We start from the raw sequence: 12,415 nt of genomic DNA, 5'->3' as shown, positions 1-12,415 counted from the left end.
TGACTACACTTACTATAATTTACTACCAGTTAAATAAGCTTTTCGCTAATGTATAAAAAGAGATATGTTTTGGTCCTTTGATCAAGGTTGAGAAAGTAAAAAAGAAAAAAGATTCTGCAAAGGAAGAGACTGTTTGTTTAGCAAATGGACTAGAAGTTTCTAAATTTGAAAATTTTAAAAAAAGTAGCCAATTTCTTAAGGAACCACTTGCTACGGAATTAGTAAATGAAAGTGATCATTTTACTAATGATGCAGTTCAGTTATTAAAATTTCATGGTAGTTATCAACAAGATAACAGGGAAAATAGAAGGCCGGGCAAAAGTAAAGATTGGCAAATGATGCTTAGGTTAAGAAATCCGGGAGGAGAAGTCCCTGGGAAATTATTTTTAGCATTAGATGAATTATCTAACAAACTAGGTAATGGAACACTTAGGGCCACTACAAGACAAGCCTTTCAAATGCATGGCATCAGAAAGGAGAACCTAAAGGAAGTAATTCAAACAATAGTAAATTCAATGGGCTCCACATTAGCTGCATGTGGAGACATCAATAGAAACGTTATGGCCCCTGCGGCTCCATTTGATTCGCCAGACTATAATATTGCAAGAGCATTAGCAAAAAAAGTTGCAGATCTTCTTACCCCAATCGCTGGCCAAGGCACTTTTTTAGAGCTTTGGGCTGATGGAGATTTAGAGTACACCATAAAGCCTGACAAAGATATTGAAGCAATTAGGAAGCTACAATTCAAAGATAATGTTTTTAGTGGGATAAAAGATGAGCCTCTTTATGGTTCAACGTATTTACCGAGAAAATTCAAATGTGCTGTGACAGTTCCTGGGGACAATTCTGTTGATCTTCTTACCAATGACATAGGAATAGTTGCCTTTACTTCTAAAGATGGAAACTTAGAAGGGTGCAACTTCTATATTGGAGGTGGTATGGGTCGCACACATAATAATGAAGAGACCTTTGCCAGAATTGCAGATCCACTTGGATATGTTGAAGAACCTGATATTTATGAACTAATACAAAGCATTGTGGCTATTCAAAGAGATTATGGTGATAGAAAATCAAGAAAAAATTCGAGAATGAAATATCTTCTTCATAGAAAAGGTATTAAATGGTTCAAAAAGATACTTTCTGATAAGTATTTCAAAAAAGAAATTAAAAAAATCAGAAAAGAACCAAATCAAATTCTTATTGATTATCTAGGTTGGCATAAACAAAATAAAAACTCTTATTTTGTAGGTTTACCATTATTATCAGGGAGATTATCTGGAGAGAAGAAGAATACCATCACAAGTATTGTTAAAAAATATAATTTAGATTTAAGACTCACACCTAATCAAGATATTTTACTTTGTAATATCGCCAATAAAAACAAAGGTGAAATTCAAAAATCTCTATCAAAAATTGGATACGAAAATTTAGAAAACATTAATGAAATACAAAGACATGCTTTAGCGTGTCCAGCTTTACCACTTTGTGGTCTTGCGATGACTGAAGCTGAAAGAATATTACCTGATTTATTAAAAAGGATTGAAAATTTACTATTAGATCTAAAAATAAAAAAGACAATATTATTCAGAATGACAGGATGTCCGAATGGGTGTACCAGGCCTTATATGGCCGAATTAGCACTTGTTGGAAGTGGGCAAAATAAATACCAATTATGGTTGGGGGGAAGTAAAAATCTACAAAGGCTAGCTAAACCATTCTTACAAAGAATGGAACTTAACGATTTAGAAAAAACTCTTCAACCATTATTTGATAATTGGAAGAGTAATTTAGATTTGGATTTCGGAGATTTTATAAATACTCAAGATGAAAATCATATATTGAATTTACTAAATAAAAATCAATAGAATTTAGATTTTTCCATAAAGGGCATTTGCTTTTTTATTTTTCCAAGCCCATAATTGATCACCATAACTAAAATGCCACCATTCATTAGGATGTTGAGCAAATCCGAATTTAGTCATAATATCCCTTAATAAATTTCTTCTACTATTCCAAATAATTGCTTCTTCATTCTTTATGTTTGCATAAAAATAAGGATTTGAGGTCTCATCCATTTGATCAACCATGCTTCCCATTTCAATAAGATTTCCGCCTTTATCTGATAAACAAACATCCAATGCTCCCCCAGTTGAATGAGGGGGCGGACACCTAGTGTCATAAGAAGGATATGCCCAAAATTTTTCAACTTTTTTTAGAATGGATGGATAAGATTTAATATTTTCAAAAGAAATATCAATATCGAATTTTTCACACTCTAATAAAAATGCTCTTTTAAACATAAATTCCTGGACTTCTAACGGTCGCCAACTGTCATAAATTAAAAGGTTAAAACTACTCTTTGATATCAAATAATCATTTACTTTTACTAATCTATTTACGACCTCCTCTCTTAATTTCCAAATAGAAGTTTTATCTTTGTAAGGTGCTCCTAAATGAGAGTAAGGGTGCGGATCTAAAAAGTTTAAGTAGCTAGGTATAGCTATTAATTTGTCTCCATTATCTTTAATTGGTATTTTATTCCAAATTTTCAATTGAAATTTGCAATTGATTTATATTTGCATATATATCGAAAATTACAATGATAGTTCTCAATTCAAGAAATCATGAATGAATTTATTATCAGAATTATCAATAAGTATATTCCTTAAAACAATATTTTCTTTTAAATCAGGATCATCACTAACAATCTTAATGGCCTCTTCACGAGCCTTATCAATAAGAAATTTATTGTTAGGTAAATTGTCCAGGACAAAATCAGGCAATCCTGATTGTCTATATCCTAAAATCTGGCCTGGTCCTCTAAGCTCCAAGTCTTTTTCCGCAATATAAAAGCCATCATTAGATTTTTGTAAAACACAAAGTCGTTTATTTTCTAATCCATTTTTATCGGAGGTTACCAGATAACAAAAAGATTTTGTTGATCCCCTACCAACTCTCCCCCTTAATTGATGTAGCTGGGACAATCCAAATCTTTCCGAATTATAAATAATCATAATTGTGGCGTTAGGCACATCAATGCCAACCTCAATTACAGTGGTTGAAACCAATATATTAATTTCATTTTTTAAAAAAGAATTAATCACTTCATTCTTTTCTTGTGAACTTAATTTGCCATGTAATAATCCAACTTTTTTGTTAAAAAAGACCTCTTCTGATAAATTTTTGAAAGTTTTCTTTGCGGAGCTTAAATTCATTTTTTCTGAATCTTCTATAAGTGGCAAAATCACATAAGCTTGCTTTCCCTTATTAATCTCATCTTCAACAATCTTGAACAAGTTAGTTAAATCACCTTCTGAAATTATTTTTGTAGTTATGGGAACTCTCCCAGGAGGGAGTTCTGTAATTTGGCTCACATCTAAATCACCATAAATGGAAAGCGCAAGAGTTCTTGGAATTGGTGTTGCTGTCATTGATAACAAGTTAGTATTTTCTCCTTTATTTAGTAATCTATTTCTTTGAGTAACTCCAAATCTATGTTGTTCATCAATTACGACCATCCCTAATGAATTAAAGATGACTTTATCCTCAAATAATGCATGAGTACCTACAAGGATATCAACTAATCCATTATTCAAATTAGCGAAAATTTCTTTTCTCTTTTTTTGAGGAGTATTCCCAGTAAGTAGTTCAACAGAAACTAAAAGTGGATTCAAATATTTTAATAAATTTTTATAATGTTGTTCTGCCAATACCTCAGTTGGGACCATAAATGCACCTTGCAAGTTTTTTTCAATAACAAGTAAAAGAGACGATATTGCAATTATGGTTTTACCGCTTCCCACATCTCCCTGAAGCAATCTTGACATTGGTACAGGGTTAGATAAATCTTTCTTAATTTCATTTAAAACATTTTCTTGAGATTTTGTTAATTCAAAAGGAAAGGTATTTAAAAATTCTTTTAATAAAGATTTCTTTTGAGGTAATTGTTGGGAAGTTACATTTTTGTTCGTCTTTCTTTTTCTAAGTAGGAACTTTATTTGCAGTAGGAACAACTCATCAAAAACCAAACGTTTTTTTGACTCAATAAGTGCCTGTTGAGTTGGTGGGAAATGAATATTAATCAACGACTCTCCTTTAGATAATAAAGATAATGAATCAAGTTGCTTTTTATTTAAAATTTCTGGATATTGCTTTGCATAAATTAATACCTTTTTCATAAGTTTTATAAAACTCATATTTGATAATGATTCGCCTAATGAATACAAAGGTAATATTTTGCCTGAAAAATTAAAATTATCATTGTTATCCTTAAGAATTTCAATCTGTGGATCTACAAAAGTCTTGCCATACTCTGTCAATTTAACCTTACCGGAAATTGCTAATTTGGTTCCAGGAGTATACAAAGATTTTTGAGATAAGAGGAAGGAGTAAGATCTAAATCTTCTACCTAAAAAAAATTTTGTAACCTTTATTGAAGACGTTTCATCAGAAACTACAAAATTCATTATTGATAAATTACTATTCTTTTTACTCTTATGAATATAAAATCTTTTAACGTTAGCAATGCACGTGTATAAATTATCTGGTTTTAAATTTATTATCTTAACTCTATTCGTATAGTCTAGATATGTTCGTGGGAAATAATTAATTAGATCTTTTATATGAAATATCCCTAATTCATTAAGCTTATTTTTATAAACTTTTCCTACATTTTTTATTAATGAAATATCTGAATCAAAAGACAAACTTGAATCAGCTTTATTCAGAAAAACATTATTAGAAATATTATTAGAACTTTCAATTTCTAGAGTTTTGCCTAGTTTATAAAGATTTTTTCTTGTATCTATAATTAACCTTTTTCTTTGATTTTCATCTAATTTATTGTATTCATTATATTTTTTAGAAAATTCATAAAATATCCTTAAATATTCTTCTGAGATATTTAGATTATCTAGTTTTTGCAATGATTCATGCAAATAATCATTAAAGTATTTTTCTCTTCCTAAAGTATTAATAAAATTGTTTTCAGTTTCAATAGTAAGAGACTTTTGAAGAGGTCTTATCCAATCTTTAATTAATTTATTATTATTCCCGCTAATAGTCACATTTGAAAAAAGATTTATTTTTTCAACGTATCTTATTCAAAGTTATTTCTTTTTGCCTCCAATATGTCTCTTTTTTAATCAAACGCTGAAATTGAATTTTTAGTTCATTTATTTTATTCCTTTGGATAGAAAGATTTAAATTTTTAAATTCCAGTTCAACAGTAGATATATTAAAGAAAATTATACTTGTTAGATTATCTCGTTTTGATAATTTCTGATTTATGTTGAACTCTAAATTAATAACAAACGGATGTGGATGTTTTATCATCAATTTATTGCCTATTAAATACTCAAACGAATCTTTTGATATTAACTTATTTATTAGATTGGCATTAAATAATTCTTGGTTAATCTGGTATGAAAGATTCAATAGTAAGTTTTCCAAAGACTTGTCAATTAATTCAAAGTTTTTTAGATTCTTATTCTTGGAAAAAATATCTATTTGATTGATATTCTGGTTATCAGAATGTCTAGGCTTTTCAAGCTTAACTTCTTCTATTAACTCCATTAGGGAGGAAATAAATTTTTTGTCTAGTCCTATATTTTCAAAAATATGATTATTAGATAAATAATTAATATTATCATTCTTATCTAGATCAAGTGATACTAATTTCTCACGATTTTTAGCTTGATAATATTCAGAATTATTAGAAATATCTTCACTTATCTGAAACTGCATAGTTTCTTTGAATTGAGAACCATTTTCATATTGAAATTGTTCTGTGTTTTCAGCCTTTGTTTTTGAGGGTCTTCCTAAACTATTGAAATCAATTTCCTTATTTATATTTTTTTCACTTTTATTTATTTTTAATTGTTCTACTGTTATTAAAGGTAATTTTGTATAAATGAGTTTACTTATTTTTTTTTCAAAAAGTTCTTTTGTATTTAAGATATCATCTTTAATTAAATGAGAACTACATAATCCATTAAGCCCCTTTTCTACAGAAATGTAGAGAAGATCTCTTACAAGATTAAGATAAAGTTCATATTCTCTATATAAATTACAAATTAATCTGTTTTTTTGTAATTCAGCACGTTCTAATTGGGAATTAATTTGATCTATTTCTACGCAATTATTGAAATTATTCAAATTATTTAACTAACTAGTTTGATTTCATTGATGCAACTTCCTCGGCGAAGTCCATCTGATTTTTTTCGATACCTTCACCCAACGTATATCTTGTAAAGCGTCTTACTTTGATATTTTCTCCAATTTTTGCGGCTGCTTGTTTAACAAGATCCTCAACAGTGAGAGAACTATCTTTAATGTAAGGTTGTGAAAGTAAAACCAGTTCATTAAGTCTTTTCGCTATTCTACCTTCAACTATTTTTTCTTTAATTTGCTCTGGTTTTCCTGATAAATCATCTCTCCCCATTTCAATCTGCTTTTCTTTCTCCACAATATCTTCTGGTATTTCATTAATTGAGACATATTCAACATTTGGGCAAGCTGCTACCTGCATTGAGACATCCTTCAATAGAGATTGAAATATATCACCTCTAGCAACAAAATCAGTTTCACAATTTAACTCAAGCAGAACTCCAACTCTTGATCCTGTGTGAATATAACTACCAATACACCCTTCAGCCGCAACTCTTCCCGATTTTTTTTCAGCACTAGCTATGCCTTTCTTTCTTAACCATTCCAAAGCTTTATCTGAATTTCCGTCAGTTTCGTTAAGTGCTTTTTTGCAATCCATCATTCCTGCTCCAGTCTTGTCTCTAAGATCTTTTACAAGTTTTGCTGTAATGTTTCCCATTGAAATAATAAAAAAAATAGTAATTAGTAAGTTTTAAATTCGAATTTAATTTTTATCTGCATTAGAACCTTTCCTGCCTTCATTTATGGCATCTGCAAGCCTTCCTAAAATAAGTTGAACAGATCTGACTGCATCATCGTTACATGGAATTGGAACTTCACATAAATCTGGATCACAGTTTGTATCCAACATTGATACCAGTGAGATATCTAATTTCCTAGCTTCTAGAACAGCATTCGATTCTCTTCTCTGATCAACCAAAACCACTACATCTGGTAATCTTCTCATGCCTTTTAGTCCACCCAAGTATTTTTGTAATCTTTCAAGTTCTCTCCTTAAAACTGCAGCCTCTTTTTTAGGCCTCATTGCTATTGAGCCACTACTTTCCATTCTTTCTAGATCCTTCAATCTTTCAATCCTAGCTTTCATAGTTGTCCAATTAGTCAACATACCACCAAGCCATCTTTGATTTACATATGCAGCACCGCATCGAGTAGCTTCCTGGGCAACTACGTCTGATGCTTGTTTTTTTGTCCCAACAAAAAGGAAACGTTTACCACTTTTTGCTGCGTTCCTTGTCCACTTATATGCATTGTTCATACACAATGCTGTTTTTACAAGATCAATAATATGTACTCCATTTCTCGCACAATATATATACTTAGACATTTTGGGATTCCAACGTCTAGTTTGATGCCCAAAATGAGCACCAGCTTCCATCATTTCAGATAGTGATACAACAGCCATAGTTTAAAAGGTTTCGGGTTAGCCTCCATCTGACTGGGAATTTAAATTAATAAATCACCCGAAACTGTCAGATGTGTGGGTTTAATTTTTTATAATTGTAGCAAGTTATGTGTATTTCTAAAAGTTTTTATCTTGATTTAGCTAACTGTTTAATGTAAATCATATTTAAAGGGATCCTAAGAATCTCAAGTGCAAGTCTATTTCTTCTAGTATTTACTAGAAATCTTAAAAATGGAAGGATTTTATTAACACTGATTATTCCTCCCAAGCAAAGGATATACCAAAGTAAATTATGAAGGGGAGTTAATTGAATCATAAATCTAACCCTTATATTTGGATGCTTCTTATAAAACACTAAAGCCATCTTTGCCCTTTCTTTTTCTTGAGCTATTAGTGATTCTATTTGTTCACAATTAAATGGAGGATGCCAATGAAATCCAACAGCATTTGGACATTTAATTAATTTTGTCCCTATTTTTTTTAATCTTTCTCCTAGTTCTAAATCCTCCCAACCATAAAGACTAAAAGAAGTATCAAATAAGCCTACGCTTAAAATCAATTCTTTTGATATCGCCACATTTCCAGTAGCGAAGTAAGCAAAAGAAGTATCCATTATTTTATGTTTTTCACTCTGCGGATTTAGAAAATTAGATGTATTGACCACCGAGCCATAGGTAAAACATTTTTTGTCATTTTTTCTCCAACAGTCAAGTAATTTATCTACATGGCAAGTTATAAAATTATCTAAAACAATAAGATCACTATCAATAAATATAATAATTTCATACTTTGATTTATTTACTCCAAGATTTCTTCCAAGCGCAGGTCCACCATGTTCTTGTTGAAATAGAACCACGTGTGGGAGATTAGCTTTATTGTTATTTATCCATGAGCTTGTTCCATCAGTAGATCCATCATCAACTACTATAATTTCATAATTACTAATATTTGTATTTAATTTCTGATTCTCAAGCGCTAAGAGACATTTCTCTAGTATTGGTTTTCTATTGTAAGTCGGTATAACAATACTTACATTCATAATCAAGCTTCAAATATGCTTTAAAAAAGGACTCCAAGAAGATAAAAATAAAAGATATTTCCTAATCAGCTGCCCCGCCATTATTTGCTGTGCCTGTAACGTTGCCACCTTCAGGTCTACCGTCAGTTCTTAATTTCCTTTTTTTGAACTTTCTAGCATATGCTCGATTACGTTCCTGCTTTTCTTTTTTAAGATTCCTTCTCTTTGACATGAAATTTTAAACTTTTAACTATATTAGCTCACTATGAGCACTAAATATTTTACCATCTTCCATATTTAATATCCTATCCGCCATATCAGAAATTCTGGGATCGTGAGTAACCATAAGTACAGAACAATTTTGCTCTTTTGCTAATTTTCTTAAAAGAGTGACTATTTCCCTTCCTGTGACACTATCTAAAGCAGAAGTTGGCTCATCAGCTAGTAAAAGTTTTGGATTAGCAGATAAAGCTCGAGCAATTGCTACTCTCTGTTTCTGTCCACCAGACAAATCATTGGGTAACTTTTTATGATGTTCTTCTAATCCTACTGCTGACAACCAATTTCGTGCTATTTCACGCCTCTGCAAATATGTTAAACCTTTTATTAAATCGGCACCCATTTGAACATTTTGTTCAGCTGTTAAACATCTCAACAGATTATGACCTTGAAAAATCATACCAATACTTCTTCTAAGAATCTGTCGCGTTTTTCTTGATGCTCCATTCAGTTGATTATTTAATACAGTTAAATCTCCACTTTGACAGGTTCTCAAAGCACCTATTAAGGTTAAGAGAGTTGTTTTACCGCATCCTGAAGGTCCTTTTAAAAGAACCAATTCTCCCTTATCAATATTTAAATTAACATCATTAAGAACTTGTTTTTTATTTTCATTTTTTCCATAAAAGTGACTTAAATTATTTATTGAGACTGTTTTTAAATTGTAAATATTTTTTGATTTATTAGCTTTAGCCATTTAATTAAATTATTAGAAAATTTCAGCAGGATCGGCATCAACTAATTTACGCATAGCAATAGCAGCAGAGCCCATACACATAACTAAAACTAATACGAAAATTAAAATCGTTTTATCTGCATCCATTACTATTGGGAGTTTAGTAGAATTTCTTATGACTGAGTAAAGTATCTGACCAGAGAAATAAGCAGGTAAATAACCAAACAATGCTAACAAAAACCCCTCTCTAGCTACAACAAAGAAAAGAGACTTAAGTCTATAACCCATCGCCAACAAGGTAGCGTACTCTGGGAGGTGGTCTGTAACGTCACTATAAAGAATTTGATAAACGACCACGCATCCTACAACGAAACCCATCAAAGCTCCCAAGCTAAATATAAAACCTATTGCAGTGCTATTTTTCCAATAATTCTTTTCAAATTCTATAAATTGATTTTTTGTAAGAACTCGAACATCATTTGGGAGTGAGTTACTTAAAATTCTTGAAATCAATTCAGGATCAGATCCTTTTTTAAGCTTTACTAAACCAATTTCTATACTTCCAGGGGGATTTGCTGGAAAAAGTCTTAAAAAGGTCTCTCGGCTAGTTATCAAATTACCATCCGCACCGAAAGATGGGCCCAACTCTACAAGACCCTCGACAATTACTCTTTTCCCAGCAACCTCAGTTTCAACTTTTTGATCCGATAAAAACCATTCTTCAATTGGGCCAAATTCAGGTCTAGAAAGTTTGTCAAAAAGAACTCTTGATGGATTTCTCAATTTATAAGCTTTCTTTGCGAATCCATCATCTAAAAGAAGTGAATCGGAGGGATTAAAACCTAATGCGAGTATCGATCTAGTTTTAAGATTTTCAGGATTTCTCCACAGCAAATAATTTAGATTGACAGGAGCAGTTTTTTCAACATCATCCACAGCAAGAGTTTGAATCAACCTTCTTTTTGGGAATCCACTCATGCTTATAGAACTTTTTGATCTGGGACTTATTAAAACCAGATCAGCATCTAAAAGTTTATGAATAGTTACGCTGGTATCAAATAAACCATCTCTGAAACCTAACTGCATAAACATCAAAATCCCTGCAAAACTTATTCCTGCAATAGCAACTACCAACCTCAATGGTTGCCTAGTTAATAACAACCAAGCTAATGGTATTTTTCTGAATTTAAAAAGAGAAAGACTCATTAGGGAATAAATTTTGCAATCACTTTCATTCCTGCATAATTTTGCACTCTATCTATAGAGTCTTGATCTAGTTTTACTAGTACCTCGATAATTCGCGAATCAGCATCCCCAGTTGGATCAGTCGATAAAACTTTTCTTTGTTTTACCTGAGGACTTATCCTAATAACTTTACCTTTAAGATTTTTTTGAAAACCTCCATTCTCACTACTCAATTCAACATTCTGAGAGATGAAGACTCTATCAATATCAGATTCATAAACCTCTATTAGAGCTTCCATCTTTTGACTAGAACCAATATCTAAGATTCCTTCATTTTTAGGCCTCTCACCAACTCTTGTATTTATCCCAAGTATAAATCCATCAATTGGGCTCCTTAGTTTTGAATTAAAAAGATCTATCTTGATATTTTTCTGATCTCCGATGAAATTAATTTTTTGTTTTTCCAACTTTAATAATTCATCTTTTCTCTGCAACAACTGAACGAAAGAATATGCATCTTTGGTCAAAGCCATTTCATACCTTTGAATTTGATCTTTCTTTAGGGCAATTTCATCGTTAATAATATTAATTAGATTTTGATTCCTTTCAAGATCAGAAATTAACTTTTCTTTGTTTTCAAAAATAGCCAGGGTATCGCCTTTTTTTACAAACTCTCCTTCATTTACTAGAATTTCAATTACTCTAGGGGACGAACCAAACTGACTTATCGGAGCTGCTAGTTGTCTAATCTCTCCAGAAGGGGAAAGTTGGCCTAGTGCAGCAACAGCAGTAATAGACGGTATGAAATCTGCAGTTATTTCCTCTTTTAATTTGGAACTAGATTTATTATTGAAAGAGCAGGAAACAATTCCAAGAGATAATGGAGTAAATAATAATAAATAAACAAAATTTTTTTTAAATGTTCTAAATTTCATTTAAAAATCAAAGAGTACTGTTTTCATATAATTTTTGACCCATTTTTCATCAAAATATTTTAATAGAACCATGCTAGTTTTCTCGTTTTTCAATTGTTGCACACAATAATTCTTTTGATAATCTATTCTCTCTTGAATAATTTCCTCCTTAAAATCAGGTTTAGCTTCCTTATTTAATTTGATCAAAATAGAGAGGTATTCATCAACAACTCTGCAAAAATCAATTTTTTCAAATTTACTTTTTAAAGAAGCAAAAAATACATTTTCAGAAAATATCTCACCCCAGTTAGGAATCTCTCTTAATGAGGTGAAAGAACTTTTATCGACTTTAGAAAGAAATTTTTCGTATTTAACACCTTGATTTTGAGATGCCGGCGATAAATCAACAATGGCCGCGGAAACAATATCATTTATTTTCACTAAATCCATTCCAAAAATTGGAATATCAAACCTTGGATCAGGAAAAAAAACGCAGTGTAAAATTTTAAGATTCTTTGAAAATTCTGCAACTTCAATATGTAATTTTCTAAATCCTTTTGCTTTATGAAATTCGTTTTCTATATATAGTTCCTTACCTATTTCATTGGATATTATATTAGAAAGATTTGGATCAAAATTAATACACTTAAGATTCTCAAGAGTGGATCTATGCTCTCTGATATTTTTTAACAAGTCCAAAATAAGAGGATCTGTTAATTTAGTTTTAGTTAAAGATTCAGACAACAAGAGTAAAAAGTACCAAAATAGAG

At 31.0% G+C, this 12,415-nt stretch carries 12 protein-coding genes; 1 reads left to right on the top strand and 11 read right to left on the bottom strand.

Features of this window, described 5'->3' with window-relative positions; genetic code table 11:
- The first annotated feature begins 77 nt into the window (after positions 1–77).
- Positions 78–1,865, top strand: a complete 1,788-nt coding sequence (locus EU96_RS07180; protein WP_032526034.1) for an NADPH-dependent assimilatory sulfite reductase hemoprotein subunit — start codon at positions 78–80, stop codon at positions 1,863–1,865.
- A gap of 3 nt (positions 1,866–1,868) precedes the next feature.
- Here EU96_RS07180 and EU96_RS07185 read toward each other — a convergent pair whose 3' ends face one another.
- From EU96_RS07185 to EU96_RS07230, 11 genes are all read right to left on the bottom strand, one after another.
- Entirely contained in the window at positions 1,869–2,552 is a 684-nt protein-coding gene (locus EU96_RS07185) for a M15 family metallopeptidase (RefSeq protein WP_032526032.1), read from the bottom strand.
- A gap of 57 nt (positions 2,553–2,609) precedes the next feature.
- The gene (gene recG, locus EU96_RS07190) at positions 2,610–5,066 is read right to left on the bottom strand and encodes an ATP-dependent DNA helicase RecG (protein ID WP_032526030.1); all 2,457 of its coding nucleotides are present in this window, start codon (positions 5,064–5,066) and stop codon (positions 2,610–2,612) included.
- Positions 5,067–5,088: 22 nt separating this feature from the next.
- Positions 5,089–6,156 (bottom strand): hypothetical protein, encoded by a 1,068-nt coding sequence (locus tag EU96_RS07195; protein WP_032526029.1) that lies wholly within the window; start codon positions 6,154–6,156, stop codon positions 5,089–5,091.
- 13 nt (positions 6,157–6,169) lie between these two features.
- Positions 6,170–6,826 (bottom strand): translation elongation factor Ts, encoded by a 657-nt coding sequence (tsf, locus tag EU96_RS07200; RefSeq protein ID WP_032526028.1) that lies wholly within the window; start codon positions 6,824–6,826, stop codon positions 6,170–6,172.
- A gap of 45 nt (positions 6,827–6,871) precedes the next feature.
- Positions 6,872–7,573, bottom strand: a complete 702-nt coding sequence (gene rpsB / locus EU96_RS07205; RefSeq protein ID WP_032526027.1) for a 30S ribosomal protein S2 — start codon at positions 7,571–7,573, stop codon at positions 6,872–6,874.
- A 127-nt stretch (positions 7,574–7,700) separates the two neighbouring features.
- The gene (locus tag EU96_RS07210; RefSeq protein ID WP_032526026.1) at positions 7,701–8,612 is read right to left on the bottom strand and encodes a glycosyltransferase family 2 protein; all 912 of its coding nucleotides are present in this window, start codon (positions 8,610–8,612) and stop codon (positions 7,701–7,703) included.
- A 61-nt stretch (positions 8,613–8,673) separates the two neighbouring features.
- Positions 8,674–8,823 (bottom strand): hypothetical protein, encoded by a 150-nt coding sequence (locus EU96_RS10005; protein WP_158465664.1) that lies wholly within the window; start codon positions 8,821–8,823, stop codon positions 8,674–8,676.
- 18 nt (positions 8,824–8,841) lie between these two features.
- Entirely contained in the window at positions 8,842–9,567 is a 726-nt protein-coding gene (locus tag EU96_RS07215; protein ID WP_032526025.1) for a DevA family ABC transporter ATP-binding protein, read from the bottom strand.
- 12 nt (positions 9,568–9,579) lie between these two features.
- Positions 9,580–10,752, bottom strand: coding sequence for an ABC transporter permease DevC (gene devC / locus EU96_RS07220; RefSeq protein WP_032526024.1), 1,173 nt, complete (start codon positions 10,750–10,752; stop codon positions 9,580–9,582).
- Entirely contained in the window at positions 10,752–11,666 is a 915-nt protein-coding gene (locus EU96_RS07225; RefSeq protein WP_032526023.1) for an HlyD family efflux transporter periplasmic adaptor subunit, read from the bottom strand. The genes devC and EU96_RS07225 overlap by 1 nt, the downstream gene beginning before the upstream one ends.
- On the bottom strand, positions 11,667–12,392 hold the full coding sequence (locus EU96_RS07230; RefSeq protein WP_032526022.1) for a phycocyanobilin:ferredoxin oxidoreductase: 726 nt from the start codon (positions 12,390–12,392) through the stop codon (positions 11,667–11,669).
- Positions 12,393–12,415: the final 23 nt, after the last annotated feature.

The sequence above is a fragment of the Prochlorococcus marinus str. MIT 9302 genome (assembly GCF_000759975.1).
Lineage (GTDB): Bacteria > Cyanobacteriota > Cyanobacteriia > PCC-6307 > Cyanobiaceae > Prochlorococcus_A > Prochlorococcus_A marinus_M.
Note: the sequence above shows the minus strand (reverse complement) of the source record. Positions and strands in the feature narration are given on the sequence as shown.